Origin of the sequence: Pseudoalteromonas sp. SG43-3, from assembly GCF_014164385.1 — a bacterium.
Taxonomy (GTDB): domain Bacteria; phylum Pseudomonadota; class Gammaproteobacteria; order Enterobacterales; family Alteromonadaceae; genus Pseudoalteromonas; species Pseudoalteromonas distincta.
This window is the reverse complement of the sequence record NZ_JACJFC010000003.1, coordinates 138,374-158,697: the sequence shown is the minus strand read 5'-3', so window position 1 is coordinate 158,697 and position 20,324 is coordinate 138,374. Positions and strand designations below refer to the sequence as shown.

General features: G+C 38.5%; 21 protein-coding genes and 1 pseudogene. 5 read left to right on the top strand and 17 right to left on the bottom strand.

The window, feature by feature from the left end; translation table 11 throughout:
* The 10 genes and pseudogenes from H5157_RS04050 to H5157_RS04005 form a co-directional block, all read right to left on the bottom strand.
* Positions 1 to 588, bottom strand: a complete 588-nt coding sequence (locus H5157_RS04050) for a cytochrome b (protein WP_182724190.1) — start codon at positions 586 to 588, stop codon at positions 1 to 3.
* Between the two features lie 65 nt (positions 589 to 653).
* On the bottom strand, positions 654 to 983 hold the full coding sequence (locus H5157_RS04045) for a hypothetical protein (protein WP_182724189.1): 330 nt from the start codon (positions 981 to 983) through the stop codon (positions 654 to 656).
* Positions 967 to 1,434 (bottom strand): DMT family transporter, encoded by a 468-nt coding sequence (locus H5157_RS04040; protein ID WP_182724188.1) that lies wholly within the window; start codon positions 1,432 to 1,434, stop codon positions 967 to 969. The genes H5157_RS04045 and H5157_RS04040 overlap by 17 nt, the downstream gene beginning before the upstream one ends.
* Positions 1,431 to 1,874, bottom strand: coding sequence for a DMT family transporter (locus H5157_RS04035; RefSeq protein ID WP_182724187.1), 444 nt, complete (start codon positions 1,872 to 1,874; stop codon positions 1,431 to 1,433). Before H5157_RS04035 ends, H5157_RS04040 begins: the two co-directional genes overlap by 4 nt.
* Positions 1,871 to 2,386, bottom strand: coding sequence for a VOC family protein (locus tag H5157_RS04030; RefSeq protein WP_182724186.1), 516 nt, complete (start codon positions 2,384 to 2,386; stop codon positions 1,871 to 1,873). The genes H5157_RS04035 and H5157_RS04030 overlap by 4 nt, the downstream gene beginning before the upstream one ends.
* Entirely contained in the window at positions 2,386 to 2,748 is a 363-nt protein-coding gene (locus H5157_RS04025) for a carboxymuconolactone decarboxylase family protein (protein WP_220496797.1), read from the bottom strand. The genes H5157_RS04030 and H5157_RS04025 overlap by 1 nt, the downstream gene beginning before the upstream one ends.
* Positions 2,749 to 2,902: 154 nt before the next feature.
* A pseudogene (locus H5157_RS04020) lies at positions 2,903 to 3,194 on the bottom strand (glyoxalase); the annotation flags it as partial.
* 441 nt (positions 3,195 to 3,635) lie between these two features.
* A complete protein-coding gene (locus H5157_RS04015; protein ID WP_036972188.1) occupies positions 3,636 to 4,640 on the bottom strand; it encodes a PIN domain-containing protein in 1,005 nt (334 codons plus the stop codon).
* Positions 4,641 to 4,763: 123 nt separating this feature from the next.
* A complete protein-coding gene (locus H5157_RS04010) occupies positions 4,764 to 5,396 on the bottom strand; it encodes a hypothetical protein (RefSeq protein ID WP_182724185.1) in 633 nt (210 codons plus the stop codon).
* Positions 5,396 to 6,295, bottom strand: a complete 900-nt coding sequence (locus H5157_RS04005; protein WP_182724184.1) for a nucleotidyltransferase — start codon at positions 6,293 to 6,295, stop codon at positions 5,396 to 5,398. Before H5157_RS04005 ends, H5157_RS04010 begins: the two co-directional genes overlap by 1 nt.
* Before the next feature lie 593 nt (positions 6,296 to 6,888).
* Between H5157_RS04005 and H5157_RS04000 the strand changes: the two genes are divergently transcribed.
* Together H5157_RS04000 and H5157_RS03995 are read left to right on the top strand one after the other, a co-directional pair.
* A complete protein-coding gene (locus H5157_RS04000; RefSeq protein ID WP_029772097.1) occupies positions 6,889 to 7,173 on the top strand; it encodes a hypothetical protein in 285 nt (94 codons plus the stop codon).
* Between the two features lie 2 nt (positions 7,174 to 7,175).
* Positions 7,176 to 8,072 (top strand): TIR domain-containing protein, encoded by an 897-nt coding sequence (locus tag H5157_RS03995; protein WP_182724183.1) that lies wholly within the window; start codon positions 7,176 to 7,178, stop codon positions 8,070 to 8,072.
* Between the two features lie 232 nt (positions 8,073 to 8,304).
* Here H5157_RS03995 and H5157_RS03990 read toward each other — a convergent pair whose 3' ends face one another.
* The 7 genes from H5157_RS03990 to H5157_RS03960 all read right to left on the bottom strand — a co-directional run bounded on the left by H5157_RS03990 (position 8,305) and on the right by H5157_RS03960 (position 16,942).
* Entirely contained in the window at positions 8,305 to 9,306 is a 1,002-nt protein-coding gene (locus tag H5157_RS03990) for a TniB family NTP-binding protein (RefSeq protein WP_055254569.1), read from the bottom strand.
* Positions 9,303 to 11,144 carry a Mu transposase C-terminal domain-containing protein gene (locus H5157_RS03985; RefSeq protein ID WP_182724182.1) on the bottom strand — a complete coding sequence of 614 codons (1,842 nt, stop codon included), beginning with the start codon at positions 11,142 to 11,144 and terminating at the stop codon, positions 9,303 to 9,305. The genes H5157_RS03990 and H5157_RS03985 overlap by 4 nt, the downstream gene beginning before the upstream one ends.
* The gene (locus H5157_RS03980) at positions 11,141 to 11,689 is read right to left on the bottom strand and encodes a TnsA endonuclease N-terminal domain-containing protein (protein ID WP_404936459.1); all 549 of its coding nucleotides are present in this window, start codon (positions 11,687 to 11,689) and stop codon (positions 11,141 to 11,143) included. The genes H5157_RS03985 and H5157_RS03980 overlap by 4 nt, the downstream gene beginning before the upstream one ends.
* 320 nt (positions 11,690 to 12,009) lie before the next feature.
* Positions 12,010 to 12,765 (bottom strand): class I SAM-dependent methyltransferase, encoded by a 756-nt coding sequence (locus H5157_RS03975; protein WP_182671023.1) that lies wholly within the window; start codon positions 12,763 to 12,765, stop codon positions 12,010 to 12,012.
* Positions 12,766 to 12,822: 57 nt separating this feature from the next.
* Complete coding sequence (locus tag H5157_RS03970) at positions 12,823 to 14,001, bottom strand: response regulator transcription factor (RefSeq protein WP_182716452.1); 1,179 nt, start codon at positions 13,999 to 14,001, stop codon at positions 12,823 to 12,825.
* 140 nt (positions 14,002 to 14,141) lie between these two features.
* Entirely contained in the window at positions 14,142 to 16,181 is a 2,040-nt protein-coding gene (gene prlC, locus H5157_RS03965) for an oligopeptidase A (RefSeq protein WP_182724180.1), read from the bottom strand.
* 86 nt (positions 16,182 to 16,267) lie between these two features.
* A complete protein-coding gene (locus H5157_RS03960) occupies positions 16,268 to 16,942 on the bottom strand; it encodes a DUF2461 domain-containing protein (protein ID WP_138488457.1) in 675 nt (224 codons plus the stop codon).
* Between the two features lie 78 nt (positions 16,943 to 17,020).
* On the opposite strand from H5157_RS03960, the gene gorA reads away from it, so the two are divergent.
* The 3 genes from gorA (at position 17,021) to H5157_RS03945 (ending at position 20,224) form a co-directional block, all read left to right on the top strand.
* Positions 17,021 to 18,382, top strand: a complete 1,362-nt coding sequence (gene gorA / locus H5157_RS03955; protein WP_182724179.1) for a glutathione-disulfide reductase — start codon at positions 17,021 to 17,023, stop codon at positions 18,380 to 18,382.
* 264 nt (positions 18,383 to 18,646) lie between these two features.
* Positions 18,647 to 19,279 carry a hypothetical protein gene (locus tag H5157_RS03950; protein WP_024597411.1) on the top strand — a complete coding sequence of 211 codons (633 nt, stop codon included), beginning with the start codon at positions 18,647 to 18,649 and terminating at the stop codon, positions 19,277 to 19,279.
* 108 nt (positions 19,280 to 19,387) lie between these two features.
* Complete coding sequence (locus H5157_RS03945) at positions 19,388 to 20,224, top strand: mechanosensitive ion channel family protein (protein WP_182724178.1); 837 nt, start codon at positions 19,388 to 19,390, stop codon at positions 20,222 to 20,224.
* Positions 20,225 to 20,324: the final 100 nt, after the last annotated feature.

Genomic DNA, 20,324 nt, shown 5'->3' with positions numbered 1-20,324 from the left:
TTAATGATTAAACAACATTTTCTTCAATGTGCGGTCTTTCTTAACCAAATGATGGTATAAAGCCGCTAAAACATGACCCAAAATTAATAGCCAAACGAGCCAATGTCCAAGCACATCTTTATGTATAAAATCAATCGGTTTTTCAAAATCGATAAAGTTAACTTCCATCCCTTGTGCAATGAAATGAGTGAATACCCACGTATCTGGAAATTGGGTAATATCAAAAAGAAAGAAAAACTCAGTAGCAACGCCTGTTCCTAAGTAACCCGTTATCGGTGTAACTATCATAATTGCGTAAAGTACATAGTGCCCAATTTTAGCTAATTTATGTTCCAATGGTGTTCCTGGTTCCTCTGATGGCTGGGTATTTAGCAGTCGCCATATAATTCTTAATAATACGAAAACTCCAATAGATATACCAAAAGACAAATGCAGCTGTAACGCACTCCAGTTTTCCGGTGTTTTTACATTTGTAAACCAATGCCTATAATAAACGCTAATGTAGGCACCTAGAAATAAAAAGGCAGTAAGCCAGTGAAGTGTTTTAGTAATTAAGTCATAATTATCATTACTATTTTTTAAGTTCATATTTACATTCTCTAATAACAATATCTTTCCGGCATTTTGATAACCTACATAGATAATTTACTTGGTTATAGTGCTGTAATATCAACAGTTGAGACAAAAATAGCATCTTCAGTAAACAGTTGGAATTGTTCGATAACTTTCGACATTACGTCTGTTTGAATATCTGCTAAAAATGCATCTTCGCAGTGAATTTTAATCACTTCAAAAAAGTCCCATGGGGATGCTTTTTGTTCACCGAAAAGCCCCATTCCTTTAAATACTTCAAATGAACCCACACTATTAAGTTTATTCACGGTTGGTAAGTCGATCTCTTTTGCCCATTGCTGGTACTCAGATTCTTTTACACCGTCTTTAAGATTAAAAAAGACAATTATAGTCTTAGCTTTTTGATTCACTGTGGTTTTCCTGTTGTTTGTTCGATAAGTAGATACAGATTAATGAGCAAGCGATGCATAACATAGCCGCAAGGCGCCAATAATTAAGTTCGATCGGCGTATTGCCTAGCCACCCTCGGGTATCGATAACTAAGCTCATCACCATTTGTCCAAATATCGTTGCCACCGTCGCTGTAGCTACGCCCACTTTTGGTACAGCTGACACCATCATGACCATATAGGCGATGCCAAATAGCGCACCAGTTAATTGCCATTTGGGGACAGTTAGAAGGCTCGCCTCATAACTTGGTTCAAAGAAAAAGATAAGCAACATGGTTATCACAGTGCCAACCGCAAAGGTGAGCAATGAACTGTGGATCACCCCAACTTTAGCGCCGAGCTGACCATTAATAGCTGCCTGTGAACTCAGCGCCATCCCAGAGATGATGGCGAGTAACATCAATCCCATCATGAAAACGCTCCCAAGTAAGTAAATATCAACGCCATAATAACAAACAACATTCCTGTTATTTTCAAGCGATTAATAGGTTGCTTAGAGATACCAAACCAGCCAAAGTAGTCAATGGCAAAGCTCTTTCCTACTTGCCCTGCAAGCACACCAATCATGGTCATCGCAACACCTAAAGTGGGTGTTGCCAATGTCAATACCACTACATAGATTGGACCGAGCAAACCGCCCGTCAATTGCCAACGAGGGATTGAGCGCCAACCTTGCTTTTTATTCTTAGTAGTGAAAATACTGATCAACCACAGTAAAGCAGTACCAACGCCAAAGATACTTAACGTTGCCCACAAATGCCCAACTTGGTTGCCCAATGGCCCAAGTAAGCCGGCCTCAAAAGACAGGCCCATCCCGGCCAATACCACCAGTAATATAACTATGATATTCATCGTGGATCGAACAGTGAAACTGACGTTGAACGCTCATAAGCTTTACCATTAGGGTAGGAAACCAACTCTAGTTGCATTCCCCATGGCGCCACGAAATATACCCAACTCTCTCCTTCAGTTGGACCATCCGTCATTACGTTCGGAGAGCCTAATACTTCAATGCCTTGAGCTTTCAAATAAGCAACAGCACTGTCCATATTTTCAACATAGAATGCCATGTGATGACCGCCGATATCAGCATTATTCGGCGTGGTTTTACTGCGATGTATATTGTCAGCATATTCAAAAATTTCTAGGTTTATGCTGTTAGCACTCATCACTGCAATTTTTTTGATCTCAGCGCGAGGATTTACATTTAAATGCTCCGCCAACCAATTATCATCTGACATAAAAGGACCGAATTCATAAGCAAGTTCAAAATCAAAGTGTGTACTGAAAAACGCAATCGCTTCATCAAGATTTGGAACCGTAAAGCCGATGTGGTCTGGTTTTTTAAGTCCTGGAATAGCCATTAGATACCTCCTCGTTCATGACGTAATTCGTTTAGTGCGCCCATTGTGGCCGCGCCTTTGTTAAAGCCTGTATACACAGAAGCAAATATAATTAGTTCTTCAATTTCTTCATAAGTCGCACCTTGTTTTAATGCCATATCAACATGAGCGCCAAATGGATTACCTGCTCCATTTACATTCAATGCCATTTGGTCGATAACGATGGTAATTAATGTTTTTGTTTTTTGGTCAATCAGTGGCATTGCAAATGCCTCTCCAGCAACACGAGCGGTTAAATCACCCCAAGCCGGATTAATTAATTTAAGGTTAGTAATAAGTGCTTGGTCATCTAACACAGCGTTTTTAAATTTAGTTGTCATCATTATTTTCTCAACATTAAGTTTGTTATTTTTTCGTCTAAGCGAATGAGGTGAATTATAGTGAAAATGAAGTTTTGAAAAACTATCCATTCTGAATATTACTTATGCAAAAAATGCACAGATAAGGGGGTATTTATCTATATATGTGAATAGCACTAGTACGCTCAATAACACCTTCGAAGTCTTCTGTTTGAAGATAGAAGAGGAAAAGACCAATACGTGAAAAATCAACTTTGTGACACTCTTGACGCTCTTTCATTTCAAACATTTCGACATCAAGCCCGCCGCTCGTTACTAGGTGTGCAATGTTAAATCCTTTAAAAGCCTTCACCAAAAACAGCCACACACATTCTACCAATGACTTTTTCACACTCTTCTTTTACTTTGCTGTTACCCATTATAATTTTTAGGATAAGCTCTTTAGTATGGCAATGGTAATTTTTAGTAATGAAATATTACTACTTAGTATTCGCCGTATAAATGCCAATGCTATTCGATAGATTTAAAGCCATCGAGATAAAGTTATCTTTCAGCGAACGATTGAACATAAAGGTGATATCTCGATGAGATAATTTTGCGCCATGTTGAGGAAGGTTGAGTTCAGTATAAACTGGCCTGAAAGAGCTATTTCTCGTATGAAAAAATCTATAACAAATTACTGTGAACAGATTTTTAATGAATAAATGTACTAAGTAAATTTTTGGGCCGAAACGAGCCGCGCTTGACTGACCGCTTATGGCACTTTGGAGAGGTTCGACTAGAGCCAAGAGCAGAGGGTCGATCATAATCATTTTTGGACAGTTTCGTTTTAGAACTAGTGCTCCATAGTGTATCTGTTAGATTAGGAAAAGTAGGTTGCTCCCTTGGGCGTTTGTTAAAACTACGCTAGGTTAGGTGTCTAACATATCCCATTCGTCGCCAAGAACCCAACGTAAGGCTGATAATTTGCCATTTATCATACCCCATTCAAAGTCTGACCACGGACCGGTGTCCTCATACTTACTTTCGACTTTTTGTGCAGATTTAATTGCACCCTCTAGGATATGTTCATGTATGACAGCACTTCCGTACCGTTCGGTACCCTCCGGCACAACTTCAATTTCACCATGTTCGATCTGCCACATCCTATTCTGGTGTCTGTTGTACCAAACTTTATCCACCAACTCGTCCATTACATCAAGAATTTCTCGTAAGCCACGAGTTTCTTCAGTGTAATCGTACTCAAACTCGATCTCAGCCAACACATCCTCATCAATGATGTTCAAAGCTGATGCAAGATTATTGAAATAATGAACATTTTCACGATTAAAAATATCGTCGAAGTCTTCATGTGGTTTTCTATGGTCTTTGGCTGAAAAATCATTGTGATTGTGAGTGATAAAGAAGCAGCTATCAGTAGCATCAACATCAAGCGAAAACTCATAAAACTGCTCGATAATAACAGCGTCTGCAACCGAGTTTTTACTGATATGAAATGGGGCTTTTTTATCCAAGCCACGTTGAACCGCTGCAACTTTTGAACGCTCACTAATATTAATTAGCTCCGCAGACTGGATTAGTTTTTCGACTCTGTTGATTGTGCTGTAATTGGCATCTGTTAATAAAGGCAATCGTGCATTTATGTCATTTAGCACTTCGAGCGTTTGCTCTTGGTTTGCACTAGCGAACTCACTTACCACAGCTTTTACTTGTTTAAACTCTTGAGACAATCGTCTTGCAGTCTTGTTTGCAACATCTTCTTTATTTCTCTCGTATTCTTCAGCAACCAAGTCTGTAACAACCAGTTTCACCACATCGGTTTCGACTAGCTCTTCCAAAGCTGAAACCAAAGCAAGATCTTGCTTTTTCGTTGAAATATCAAGAAATACGCAAGTATCAAGACATATATAATTCATATAACCTCAAATGATGAACTTTTTTAGTAGAGTTAACGCCTCAATCAGAGGCAATAAAACAGCTGGCTAAAATTAGCGACGAAGGAGCAAAATCCAGCTACTTTTTGTCCTTTGAATGACTTGTTAGTTGCCAAATTCTTGCTCAGCCTGATTATAGCTATCATACAATTTTTTAACTCTATCAGTGAGTTGCATTCCTCCCTTGGTGGATCTATCAGTCCAATAATACCCTTCAAGCTCATACACGGGTGAGCCATGAATTTCTAGTGCAAACGACCCATGGTGAATTTCACTTCGTTTCCCTTGTAACTCTATTTTGGGTTCGTTTCGATAAACTCCAACAAGCTTGAATAAATCGTCATCTTCTTGTTGTTCAATACTATGAGCGACTAAAATAGATCGAGACTCTTTAGTCATTAAACGTACGCTTAGAAAAGTCAAAGTTTGTCTAACGACGGCGTAACCGTAAATAGGAGGAGTTTCCTCTCCTGTTTCGGGGTTTATCCAACTGCTTTTCAATTCTACTTTCCACGTGCCCCTAATATCTGGCCGTTTTACATACCAGCCCTTAAAGATTTTCCATGACCACATGTACTTATTAAAAAGGGTAACAAAAATCGCAATTACGCCAACAACCGTGCCGAAAGGTTTTAGAAAGTCAGCATTTAGTACAGGCATGCCTTGAAACCAGAGAGCCAATAGCCAGACAATTATGGTGAGACCTACAAATGACGAAATATGAAGTCTAGTTAGCATTATTCATACCCCACATAATCCCATGCATCACTTATAAACTGATGAGCTCCTTGACGAGTCCAAGGCTGCGAAGAGCGGAATAGATATTTTAGTTCACTAACTTCACCCCACTCACTACATTTTTGATCATTCATAGTATTATTGAATAGTTCAGCAAGAACAGCTCTAACCATTGGCTTGAAAGATTGGTAGCCAAAACATTCATTTGATGCGTTAAACACCAAACATTCAACTAAAAAACTTGGCGTATCTTCAGCAGATTTTATTTTTTTACTTGCCATTTCATTGCAAAGGGTTTTGAGTATTCTTACGACTCGCTTGTATCTTCTAGATGTAGCGTCATTCTTTGCCACTCCATTTTGATAATGCTGTTCAGGCCAATTTCTCACTCTAGGAGGAGTGTAATCATCAGGAATCATTTCAACTCCTGATAAGTAATGAGTTACGGATGTATACCTGCGATGTTCGAAAAATGCAGCTACGTCTGACTCAACTCTATACGTATTCTCTTTGATATCGAATGATTTGCTTCCTCTTGATACAGCTTCTCTACCAAACCTAGAAACAAGAGCTTCTTCAAGCTCATTCTTGAATAATGCATAAGTATAAACGCCGTCACTAAAACTCTTATTTAATTCGGCTTTAACATTATCATCGGGGTATACAGGGAAAAATGTATCAAAACAAACAACACCAATATCAACATCGCTATCTTTTCTAACATTGACACGATTTCGATAAGAGCCTTGTGTAAAAACTTTAATATTTCGATTTCTTAACTTTTCACTATCATGAATTGCTTGTCTAATTTGGCGCTCCGCATTCTCCGCTCGCTCCTGTTCTGTTTTGCTTGGCCCTTGCGACCAAGTTGTAAAAACAGATTCCCAATCCCTGTTCATAAATACTCCATACTACGATGATTTGGCAACTAACAGTGCCTTTTCTGCAGGCGATGTATTTATAAAATTTTCATAAAATACAGACGCCATAGAAGTAACATATTGTTCTATATGTGTATTACATCCTTCCACTCACAAATTGCAGAACATGCCTGTATAATCACAATTGCTCAACTAGGCTCATAATCTGTTATTAGTATATGTAGGTCAAGAGTTGACATGAGAAAGTGGTCAGGAATCCTGAGCTAAACAATTTTGGGGCAGAAATGAGTTAAACCGGAAGGGCAGCTTATGGCATTAAGTCGAACTTCGGCAAAGAGCGATTACCGGTCATTGAGATAGGCTAAATGTAATGGTTAACTGATTGATAAAAGTGCTCTTTGCTCATATATTCATGAAAATAAGCGACGGGCGTATATTGTTCTATTTAACTTTACTTTAAAGTTTTAAAAAAACTTAGTGATAGTAATATCTTAGGTTATTTGTTAAAACTATATAAATAGTTAAATGAGCGTTAAGTCGGCAGAAATATGCTGCAGAGCGCGGCGTTAAAGCTCAAAGATGCACTGACACACCATAAACAGGAGGGAACCATGTTTAAAATTACTGGGCTTGATAAACTGCAGAAAGATCTAAAAAATGCAGAGCAAGCATTGAATGAACTAGATGGAGAGTTGGGCGTCGTTAACTTTGATCCTCATGATCCTGCCAGTATTGAGGCTGCCATCCAATCAGTTAGCCAAATTATTGATAACCGCATTGAACCTTATGCCAGTAGCCCTATCGTCGATTCGCTCACCGAACAAATGAAAGAAAGCTATAGAGAAACGATTCTTCAAAAGGCCGCTGAGGCCAGATTGCAACCTGACGAGAATTAGTGATGACCCAAGATATTTTCGGAGAAATTAACAACGCAATCCTAGACTTACAGAACTCGCAGTTGCAGACTTATGAACGCCCATTGAAAAAGCTAGGGCAATTGTTACGGCATACCGACCTTGAACCTTACAATGAGGAACTGACGGAAGAAGTTGACTTCGACGCTTTCATTGCTGAAAGCGAAAAAACTGGGGGCAGCATGGTCGGGAGTGCCCAACTTGCTTGGCCAGATGACCTCAAAAAAACGATGGGTTTAACATTGCTTCTTATAGATAAACTGGCTAATGACCCACGTTACGCTATCAACTTTAGTCATCATTTCTTCTACTCTGGAAATAAAATCATCGCTGGTATCCATGCGCTCACTGGGCAACTCATTATTCCCTTTGCGCGTGATTACAAGAACTATGTTCAATCGAAGGGGAGTATTGAAACTGTGTTGAAGCAACCAGTCTCACGAAAGGTGTTTATCGTTCATGGGCACGACAATGGTGCTCGGGAAACTGTGGCTCGTTTTCTGGAACGCATTGGTTTGGAGGCCGTTATTCTCCATGAACAGGCTAATCAAGGGAGAACAATTATCGAAAAAGTCGTTGCAAACAGCGATGTTGGGTTTGCGGTAGTCCTTCTCACACCGGATGATGAGGGCCGTGTAAAAGGAGGGGCACTTGAGCCTCGAGCTCGTCAAAATGTATTATTGGAACTGGGTTACTTCATTGGCCGCTTGGGCCGAGAAAAAGTATGTGCTCTCAAACGTGGTACGTTAGAAATACCTAGTGATTTCGCGGGTGTTGTATGGGAAACAATGGACAGTAGTGGCGGCTGGAAACAGGCTCTCGCGCGTGAACTTGAAGCGGCTGGGCACAGTATAGATTGGAACAAAGCAATGCGCGCTTGATGTGCGCACACCACAATCGAAGGCCCACTATTGCGGTTATTAAATTGGCGAGAATTTAATTGAGAAAGGATAGGAAGGCTATGGAATCGCGTCTTGCTTTTTCCACTTTCTTTTTGAATGATGTGGCACATATGCAACTGTCAGGCTTGATTTAATCACACGAAGCTAATCTGATGACTTATCCGTTTGAATCTCCGCTTTAACACCTTTAATCAGGCTAGGCTGGTTCGATTTACTTTACTATTGCAAACACTCGATCTGTGAGCATATCTTCTGGGTCTAATGCATTTGGGTTATAAGATGAGTTTTTGATTACCTCATAAATTTCAATATCTTTAATGTCTTGTTTAAAAGGATTTTTTGATTTTAGTTTTTCCTTATCATTAAAAAAATCAAACTTGTCATAAGCAGTAATAAAATGTTTATTTTCAAGATACTCATTACAACTTAGTGCTAATTTTAAAGCCTCCAACAGTAGATGTTTAAGAGCTCGATTCTCACCTCGACATGCAGCAAACAACGCTATTGTGGTATTTTTACTTTCAAGCTTAGGAGGTACATCAAATGGCATTTTCTTAGCTAATCCCATCAAATATTGGCGAAAGTACTTGCTGTCATTTTTTAGGCTGAAGTATTCAAGTTTTCTTTTTCTAACTAAGCGAGAAGCCCATTGAGGTTCTTCAGCTATTTTTGCAGCCCAAGGCATACCAACCAGTACTATTGGCACTTTGGCTTCTTCACTAATAAACTTTAACCCATTTGCAATTTGTTGTCGTTCTTGTACGCTTTTAAACTCTATTAACTCCTGAAACTCATTAATGATGAGTAGCTCTACTTGAGCTTTAATTAAGCTCTCTACAAGCTTTTTAGTAAGGTCTGTTTTGTAGCCTCGCTTTTTAATTTGACTACTTCCAAATAGCTCCAGATCTGCCAGCATTTGGACTAAAGTAGCATCTAAGCCTTTCCCCCTAGATATACGACTTACTAAGACTGGCATAGTGTTTCGACTATAATTCTGTGTAGCTAGAACTCTTTTTTTGTAGTGATTAATGGTATGACTTTTTCCAACACCTGTATCACCAATTAATAGCATACACTGTTGGTCTGACTGAAATTTACGGTTTAATCTTAATTCATCAAAGTCATTAAAAATTGTTTTAATTTGCGGGTGCATAACGATGCAATCGCTAAAGTTCCGTAACTTCTCTATCTGTATCTCTGTTAAGGCATTCATTCAAATGCCTCTAAGTCATCAGCCCAGTCGTCAGAATTATCGTTACTTATATGTTTTTGCACAGGGGCTGCACTTTCTTCAGAGACCTTAATAGTGCTCGTTCCTGTATTACTTACATCAGCTATTTGAGCTCGCTTTTTAACAGCTGTTATCTTAGCTTTAGTTTTTGATTCAATGAAAACTTCTTGCTCTTGCTTTACTCGCTCATGAATAGCCATGCGTGCTTTCGCTAAGCCCAAACTATCTTTAGATTCCCGTATGACTTCCCTGTTAATTTTTTTTATTGTTTTATGCTCATAGATACTTAAACCATCCGTATAACCGGTAGGATCTGTACACGGTACTTCTAGATAACTTTCTAACTCTTCTAAATAAACATAAATTTTTGAGATGTCATCAGGATCGACTTTAATCAGTTTTTTTACAGTTTCTTTTGTTTGCGGATAATGTTTACGATAATCAGCCAAAGCTGTTGAGTCATACATTAACTCTTGATATTTAAACCCATTTCTTGTTAACGTTCTTGAGTCTGAGATGCGCATTAACATTGAAAAACGCGTTTCCTCCTCTTCATTCATGGTCAATGGGGGATATGCATCAAACCCTTGTTGCCAACGTTTAATTGGGATTCGAGTTTCACGTGAATTACTGTCTTGATGATACACATCCGCGATCCAGCGGTGAAATTCTTCAACAAAAGTTGAGAAGCGCATAATTGCATCTTTCTCAGGTTTATACTCTTCTTTTTCTAAAATATTTGAAAATGTCTTTCCTGGTAATTCAGGTAAGAAATATTCATTCATCACCCCAAAAAAACGCTCTATAAAGGGTTTTAGCCAAGGCTTGCGCACAGGGTTATATTGGATATTTATTCCTGCTGACTGACAAGCATGCTCTAAGTTTTTAGACCAAAACTCAGCACCATTATCTACAACTAAATTTTCAAATTTACCAAAGCAAGGCCAATCATTTTGTAGTTCTATATTCAGAGCATCAAAAGACTTTGGTTTAATCGCATGAGTAATAGCCTTAGCAGCAGATACGTAGGAAGGGGATTTATAACTAAGATGAAAACCAAGAACACAGCCACTAAATACATCAATAAGTAATGTTAGGTAAGGTCTTCCTATGGGAATAAGTAACTCATCATCAAGTAGGATTAAATCAAGTGGTGTATGATCAATCTCTACACGCTCTAATATTCTTGTCGGGGGTACGTGCGCAGCGCAGTAAGCAAACCATTGGTCTGCTTTAAATTTACCATGCCTTGCGACCGCGACCGCATATGGGGGTATTGCTTTGATTCTTTTATTAAACGCATTGTAGGATATTATTGGAATCTTGCCTTCGACAATACTCTCATTTTCAATAACAATAAGGTCTTTATAGTACTGATATGCAGTTGCTATAGTAGGTCTTTTAGCATCTAAAAATCGTTCTAATGCTTTATCAAAAAATTTATCATCCCCTTTTATACGGTTAGTTCTGTTTCCCATTTTGTGGTTTTTATCAGCAAGGGAGGCTATATCACCGTTGCTTTCGATATATTTTTTGCGCCAACGAGCAACAGTTCGCCAATTTGGCCGAACTACGTCACCTCCTTTAAAAAGCTCATCTAAAATAGGATCTAAATTTCGTTGGGTCCAGCCGCGTGAAAGTTTTTTATCTATAGTGCTAATTAGCTTATACCTTTGTAGTGCTTGGTTTTTAAAGGTATCTGAAAAGGTATCCAAATCACGCTGGATTAAGTTGGCATCATCTAATTTGACGTATTGTGTGGGCGTTTGTGGCTTTAATGGCACTAGTGATTCATCAAATTCATTAAAAAAGTCAGTCATGGTGTAGCCCATAATGTTGGATTATTAGTTAAATCATCACACCCTAGATCAGCCTTAACCAACCCTTTATGCATGAGCCCAAATAAAAAAGATCGTGTTTCACCAATTGGTATCCCAACCTGAGAGCTTATATCATTTAGCTTGATTACCCCTGATTTATGAATAAAACTGAGCAACTCGTTTTGAATGCCGCTGATACCATAAACACCTGAGTAGCGGTGTAATAACTTTAAGTTGTTTAATATTGGATTTACCCTAATTTGCCTATCAGTTACTAAAACAAGATCAATCCCCAATTTTAATGATGCAGCTCTTTTGGCAGCAAATTCAGCTCTAAATAGTGGAGAAGCAATTTTAGAATAGGGCTTATATTCGTGGTATTTTTGGGTTTTATCTGTATATGAAATCAGTGCATCTGGTGTGTAAGGTAAGCTTTTACCCATAAACTTATATTTAAAGCCTTCAGGCTGACTCCCAAAACTCTCTATCAAGTCGTTATATTCATGATGAAAACATGCATCAAACTCTAATGAGCTCTCACACATAACTACACTACTAACTTTAGTGCTCGCAAATTTAAATACATTTTTATTTGGAGATGGCTTTCTTAAGTTGCGTATATACATAAGTAAATTTTTATTATTTGAGTACACATACTATACAAATAAAAAGCCACTATGTCACACTATGGTTTAATTAATTCTTAAAGAATTGATTATAATGGAATTTATTTTTAGCATCATTTTTAATAAGGGGCTTTATGTCAGAGTATGACTTTAATTATGTCAAGGTATGGTTGTATTATGTCAAACTATGGTTGCAGCGACATAAATTCTAGGGATATACCACCAATTTGTTTTGATGTTTAAACCATTGCCGCCTTTACATAAACATCAAAACGGTTCTTTTTGGTTTTGATCTGCATACTTGGGGTTTTTTCGTTTAAGAATGGCGCGTAATCGGGGCGTTTTACAACGACACGCTTACTGGCGAGTGGATAGGCAAAATCAAGTAGGTCGTCAGCGTCGTTGTCTGCACCAACTAGCTCTTGAAATACGCGCATTTCTTTTTTAACTAATGCTGATTTTTCGCGATGCGGAAACATGGGATCTAAATAAACAACATCGGGCATGCTTTCGCACTGAGAGAGCAAAGTATGGCTTGAGCCAAATATTAGGCTCATGTTTTCTTTCATCCACACACCAATTTCAATATCGCTATAAGCTCGCTTTAACCCATCGTATAAAAGGGCTGCAACAACCGGATGACGTTCATGTAATATAACTTTGCACCCTAGCGAGGCAAGAACAAAGCCGTCTCGCCCAAGGCCAGCGGTAGCATCAAGTACAACAGGCGTTGCACCTTTATTTAAGCCAACTGCTTTGGCAATTGCTTGCCCTTTACCACCGCCAAACTTACGCCTATGGGCAGCAGCACCGGTTACAAAATCAACATTAATTGCACCTAGTTTAGGCTCATCGGTTTTAAATAGGCTTAACCCTTTATCGTCGTAATGTAAGCTAAAGCCACTGCAATTTTGCGCCCATTGGGCTAAACCAAAGCGTGTTTCTAATTCATTTAAATAAGGACGTAACTCTTTAAAAGCACACTGAATAACCACAATAAACTCCGACGATAAAATACGCCTGTAGTATATCAACCGCTTTACTTTAAAGCACTAAAATAGCTCTATATCACTGTGATGATTAGTATTGACCTTTGCGGCTTCCGCTTTAGTGCGTAAATTAGATATAAGCTCATTGCGGCTTTCGGCAACTTGTTTAAGCTGATATTTGATAAAGGCTAAATCACTATTAGCCGATACAAATAACTGCATCGTTTGATCCAGTTGGGATATATATAAAGTGAGATCCGCGGGATTTGCTTGTGTTTGTTGTAGCTTAATGGCGCAGTCAAGTTCATGTAGCTGTTCTATAAATATTTTAGTACTTTTGTTTTGCTCTATATTTTGTGTAGTTAACTGCTTAACAATATCTTGAAGGGCTGTACTTATTTGAGCTGCCTGCTCATAACTGCTTTCGCTTCTTTCCATGGTAATAACCTTCTCGTTGGTTACTTCTAATATATGCGGGAACAGATCTTTATAGCGCCCGTACAAAGCATCGTTATCAACTGGCATATTTTTTATTAAAAGGGATACTTTGGGGTAATTAATTATAGTACTACTACCAATATCAACAAATCGTTGAGCTTGTCTGTGTTGCTCCAGCAGCTCTTGCTCTAACGGGCAAACACCACTTTGCTGGCTGTAAAAAACACCTGTTCCTTGATACCAAAACACAACCACAACATCTAAATTTAAAGGAGCAAAAAAGGTAAAAAAGTGTTCACTCAACGATTGAAAGTTATTAGCGTGATAGCTTTGTCCAACGTAGCGCATTATACGGCCCATATCGCCCGACTCTGTCATCGCTATTTCCGCTGTTTTATTCGCTTTAGCTATATCCAATTTTAGCTTTGCACATTGCTGTCGATATTCGTAAAGCACTTTTATACGCGCTATTAACTCTTCTGCGTTAAAGGGTTTAGTAATGTAATCAGATGCGCCAACACTATAACCTTTTACCCGATCGCTTAACTCTATTTTAGATGAGAGAAACATAACGGGAATATCTTGAGTGCTTTCACTTTGCTTTATCGTTTTACATACGTCATAGCCTGACATACCTGGCATTTCAATATCGAGTAAAATAATATCAGGGTTATATTTATTGGTTAGCCTTAATCCTTCATCGCCATCTTTTGCATGAATTATTTTACAAAACCCTGCTAAAGACTCTTCAATTATATGATGAACATATTTGTCGTCATCAATTGCTAATACCAACTTTGCCATGCCTTAATCCATTTTAATAGGTGTGCTAAAAGCATAGTACGACAGGATGAAATTACTAAAAATTATTAGATAATAATTTACAAATAATAAAAAAGCGCCATTTAGGCGCTTTAATTTGGTTTGTGCTAAATATTAGATTTTTAAGCTGCAATACCGCTGTGACGTAGTAACGCGTCAACATTTGGCTCTCGACCACGGAACTTTTTAAATAATTCCATTGGCTCTTCACTGCCGCCTTTTTCTAAAATATTTTGCATGAAGGCTTGACCGGTTTGCGGGTTAAAAATACCTTCTTCTTCAAATTTAGAATAAGCATCAGCAGAGAGTACTTCAGCCCATTTATATGAGTAATAACCAGCGCTGTAACCGCCTGCAAAAATGTGGCTAAAGCCATGCTGAAAACGGTTAAACTCAGGAGGCTTAACGACCGAGGTACGGCTGCGTACGTCATCAAGTACTGCTTGAATTTGACACTCTTCACCCGCTTTATAATCATTGTGGATTTTAAAGTCGAATAACGAGAACTCAATTTGACGCAGCATTTGCATGCCTGAGTTGTAGTTTTTAGCCGCTAGTAGCTTATCAAGTAGCTCTTTAGGTAACGGCTCGCCCGTTTCATAATGACCTGAAATAAAGCTCAGTGCTTCTTCTTCATAACACCAGTTTTCTAAAAACTGACTAGGAAGCTCTACCGCATCCCACGCCACGCCATTAATACCCGCAACAGGGGCTGCATCAACTTGTGTAAGCATATGGTGAATACCATGACCAAACTCGTGGAATAAGGTTGTCACTTCGTCATGAGTAAACAATGCAGGTTTATCGCCAACCGGTTTATTAAAATTACACACTAAATAAGCCACTGGAGTTTGTAGTTCGCCGTTAGCACGTACTTTACGACCCATACAGTCGTCCATCCACGCACCACCGCGTTTACGGTCGCGTGCATATAAATCGAGATAAAAACGTCCACGTAAGGTATTGCTGCTATCTACAATTTCAAAAAAACGTACGTCTTTGTGGTAAGTATCAAAATCAGTAACTTCTTTTACGCTAATACCAAATAAGCGGTTAACGGTTTCGAATAAGCCACTTAATACTTTATTTGCAGGGAAGTAAGGACGTAGTACTTCATCTGAAATAGCGTACTTTTCTTGCTTAAGTTTTTCGCTGTAGTAACCAAAATCCCATGCCTGTAATTCAGAAATACCATGTTTTTGCTCAGCATAGGCTTTTAACTCTGCCACTTCTTGCTCTGCTTGTGGTTTTGATTTAGCCGCTAGGTCTTCTAAAAACGAGAATACTTGTGCCGGTGTTTCGGCCATTTTAGTTGCCAATGACTTTTCAGCGTAGCTGTTGAATCCTAGTAACTGTGCAAGTTCATGGCGAAGCGCAAGCTCCTCACTCATAATCTCTGAGTTATCAAATTCACCGGCATTAGGGCCTTGATCTGATGCGCGCGTAGAAAACGCGGTGTAAGTTTCTCTGCGGAGTTCGCGGTTATCTGCATAGGTCATAATTGGTAAATACGACGGGAAATCAAGGGTGAATACCCAACCGTCTAACTCTTTACTTTTTGCTGTGTCAGCTGCAAGCGCTAAAGCAGATTCTGGCAAGCCAGCTAAGTCGCTTTCATCAGTAGTATGTTTGTGCCAAGCAAGTGTGGCATCCATTACGTTGTTGCCAAATTTTGAGGCAAGTTCTGATAAACGCGCGCTAATTTCGCCGTAGCGTTTTTGCTGCTTTGGCGCTAATGCAATACCCGATAATTTAAAATCACGAAGCGCATTAGTAATTGTTTTTTGTTGTGCTGTAGTCAGCGTTTTAAATTCGTCGCTGTTATAAAGCGTATTATACGCGTTGTATAAACCTTGATGCTGACCTACAAATGTTGAATATTCAGATATTAACGGTAAGCACTGCTCGTAAGCTTCACGTAATTCGTCGTTATTCATTACTGAATTTAAATGCGATACAGGGGAGAACATACGCGATAATTTGTCGTCGGCTTCTTCAAGGGGTAATACTAAGTCATCCCACGTGTACGAACCTTTCGCTAGCACGTCATCAATGGCTTTACGACAAAGCTCAATACCGTCTTTTAGTGCTGGTACTACGTACTCAGGCTTTATTTTTGAAAATGGTGGTAAGCCTTCAAGGCCAATTAGTGGGTTGCTCATAAATACTCTCTTTGCGTTAATGCATTACGTTTTAAATTGGGTCTAAAAGTAAAAAAACAACTCAGCCGCTTTTAAGTTGTTTAATTTTAATAAGGTTGCTCTAAAGCAAAACACAAATAACCCATTAATGAGTCGGCCACTTTATAACGTTCTAGTACCGTATCAACTAGGTTATTACTGCATATTTGCTTTTGAGTAAGTGGGCTAATGGCTATAAAGTCTTTTCGTTTGAGCTCATCTATTAAGGGATGATCTTTTTCAAAACCCCTTGGTGGGCGTTTTAGCGACTCTCCTGACATTTCAAATATAGATTTAAATTGCTCATCATAAATTGCTTTTTTATAGCTATTTGGGTTTTCATCTATGCAGGTTCTAATGGCATTAAGCGCCTTTGATTCTGGTCGCCAAATACCAGCACCTACAAAACATTCGTCATTTGCTAAGTGAAAATAAAAACCAGGGGCGTGTACGTCTTTTCCCATAAAATGGCGAAATTGAATTCCTACATTAATTTTATATGGGGTTTTATCTTTACTAAAACGCGCGTCTTTATGGATTCTCATTAAACTACCGCCGACTTTTTTATCTGATGCGACAAAATGGCTAGAAACCTCAGCAAGTGGTGCTTGCATTTGCCTAATGAAATCTAAAGCGGGCTCTCTTACGTATTCCTCATACTGTGATTTATGGTCATTAAACCAGTCTCTATTATTGTTTTGATCAAGCTGAGCAAGAAATTCGAATGTTTTTTTACTAAACATAGGTCACCTAAACACTCTTTATTTTTAAAACTTAATGTTATGCTAATGCGCATAAAACTCAACGCCTAAGGACATAAAATGACACAACACTTTGATTATATTGCAATCGGTGGTGGCAGTGGTGGTATTGCCTCTGCAAATAGAGCGGCAATGCGTGGCGCTAAAGTAGCACTTATAGAAGCAAAACACATGGGCGGCACGTGTGTAAACGTGGGCTGTGTACCTAAAAAAGTAATGTGGCACGGTGCTCAGGTTGCTGAAGCAATTAATTTATATGCCCCAGATTACGGCTTTAATGTTGAAGTTAAAGGCTTTGATTGGAGCAAGTTAGTAGAAAGCCGTGAAGCCTACATAGGTCGAATTCATAAAGGTTATGACAGTGGCCTTGCTAGCAATGGCGTTACTGTAATTAAAGGCTTTGCTAAATTTGTAGATAATAAAACAGTTGAAGTAAACGGCAAGCACTACACAGCCGACCATATATTAATTGCAGTAGGTGGACGCCCAAGCATTCCGCATATTGAAGGTGCTGAACACGGTATCGATTCAAATGGCTTTTTTGAGCTAAAAGAGCAACCTAAGCGCGTTGCAGTAATAGGCGCAGGCTACATAGCCGTTGAGCTTGCTGGTGTATTACATGGTTTAGGTACTGAAACACATTTATTTGTTCGTAAGCATTCTCCACTTCGTAACTTTGACCCATACATAGTTGAAACACTTGTTGATGTTATGGCTGCTGAAGGCCCTACTCTTCATACAGAATCTGTACCTCATAAATTAGTTAAAGAAAATGATGGCTCTGTAACGCTACATTTAGATAATGGCAAAACTCATAACGTTGACCAAGTAATTTGGGCCATTGGCCGCCAGCCAACAACAGATGCAATTAATGTAGCTGCTGCCGGCGTAGAAGTTAACAGCGATGGTTTTGTTAAAGTTGATGAGTTTCAAAATACCACAGCTAAAAACGTTTATGCTGTTGGTGATATTATCGAAAACGGTATTGAACTTACGCCTGTAGCAGTTAAAGCAGGGCGTACTTTATCAGAACGCTTATTTAATAAAGAACTACCTGATGATTTAAAAATGGATTACAGCCTAGTTCCTACTGTTGTATTTAGTCACCCACCAATTGGTACTATTGGCCTTACTGAACAAGAAGCTATTTCTCAATACGGCGAAGAAAACGTTAAGATTTACCAATCTGGTTTTACAGCTATGTATACAGCGGTAACTAAACATCGCCAACCTTGTAAAATGAAGCTTGTATGTGCCGGCCCAGACGAAAAAGTAGTTGGCCTACATGGTATTGGTTTTGCGGTTGATGAAATGATTCAAGGTTTTGCAGTTGCCATGAAAATGGGCGCTACTAAAGCTGATTTTGATGCCGTTGTTGCGATTCACCCAACAGGTTCTGAAGAGTTTGTTACTATGCGCTAGGCGCTAAACTCTAAGCGCTCAATTATAAAAAGCCCTTGTTAAGTAATTAGTAAGGGCTTTTTAATGTTTGTTATATTTTGCACAACAAACCAGTTAAAACGTCACATTAAAAACATCCAATCAACATTAAAAAAACATCTAAGCCATTATTTTAACAGCAAAAATTTTAGACCGATAAAAAGGTTAAAAGTTTAAATTTTGTTTTGGCTTTAAAGCATTTTAACGATTAGAATCCCGCGCATTTATAGTTTCTCTTGGTTATTTATGTTTTTACTGCGATCTTTTATTTATTTATTATGCCTAGCGGGTGTTGCTCATTTAATTCAACTTGAAGGGTTTGAATTAAAACAGGATGCACTTTACAGTGAAGAAACTCTTACCGAACATATGCAAGATGTTTTAACTTTTTTAAGCTGTATTTTATTTTTTTACGCTTCGCGAATTAACTTTCAACTCAAAATACCGGCTGTATTACTAGCTGCGTTATCGGCAATGATGTTTGTGAGAGAGTTTGATACCTACCTCGACTTATACTTTTTTGATGGCGCTTGGCAAAGTATCGTCTATTCAATTTTAGCTGGCGTGTTTGTTTATTTAATAACAAACAGAGGAAGTATTTTTAACGCTTTAAAAGCCTATAGCCTCACTCCTAGTTATGGAATTTGCTTATCAGGCATGGTTACTTTACTCGCATTTTCGCGAATGATGGGCAAAGGCGCATTTTGGCATTCAGTAATGGGTGATGACTATGTACGTGCGGTAAAAAACATTGTTGAGGAAGGTATAGAAACGCTTGGCTATACTTTGATTTTTATTTCAGCCATTGAGCTTGTACTCATATGCCGAAAAAGAATGGCTAAAAATCACAAGCATTGCACTGAGCAAGTAACTCAATAACGTAGCTACATTTTTTATTGGTTACTTTTTTTACACTAAATTTGCTAATTGGTTTAATAAATCAATATACTGAGCCTGTTTTTATCAACTCACGTTTAATTGGATACCATGACTAGAGATATATTGCTGCATCCGTTTCTTCTTTCAATTGTAATGATCACAATTGCATTTGTACTAAAAGTGCTTGTTGATAAGCTAGCTAAAAGTCGCGCAGAAAAAAAAGAAAAAGACATCCGTTACATCGCACACAATATTAAGCACTTTATTAATTTTGTAATGATGATATCGCTGCTATTTGTGTGGTCTACTGAAATTCAAAACTTTGCACTTTCTATTGCTGCTTTTGCCGTGGCGATTGTACTTGCAACGCGTGAGTTTATTCAGTGTGTAATAGGCTTTTTTTACCTCGTAACAACTCGCCCGTTTAGAGTGGGTGACTGGATACAAGTAGGTGATTACTTTGGTGAAGTAGCTGAAACGGATTGGATAAAAACAACCATGCATGAAATTGATATACATACTTATCAATTTTCTAGAAAAACCATATACATACCTAATAATAAGCTGATCACCAGCTCTATTAAAAACTTAAACTTTGTAAAACGCTTTGTTACACATCATTTTATTATTGTCCGAAGAGAGAGCTTTAACCCTTACCCTATTCACGACACACTCACTGAGCAAGCTAAACTGTACTGCGAAGAGTTTCAAGAAGTAGCAAGCCGTTATAATTCGATGATTGAGCGTAAACTTGATGCAAAAATATCTGGCCCAGAGCCGGTAATTCACTTTGGTACAACCGATTTAGGTGAATTTAAAGCAAGCTTTACCTTGTTTTGCCCGACAGAAAAAGCGCTTGAGATAGAGCACAAATTAACAGAGTGCTTTTTTGCGTTATGGTACAAAGAGGCTGAAAAAAATAAAGAAGGTGAAGGAGAGGCATAAACCTCGCCTACACAAAGTAAAAATACAAATCGTAGGTGCGAATTTATTTCGCGCTCTATTTCTAAGTCTGTATTTAAAAAGCGAGGTATAAAACCTCACC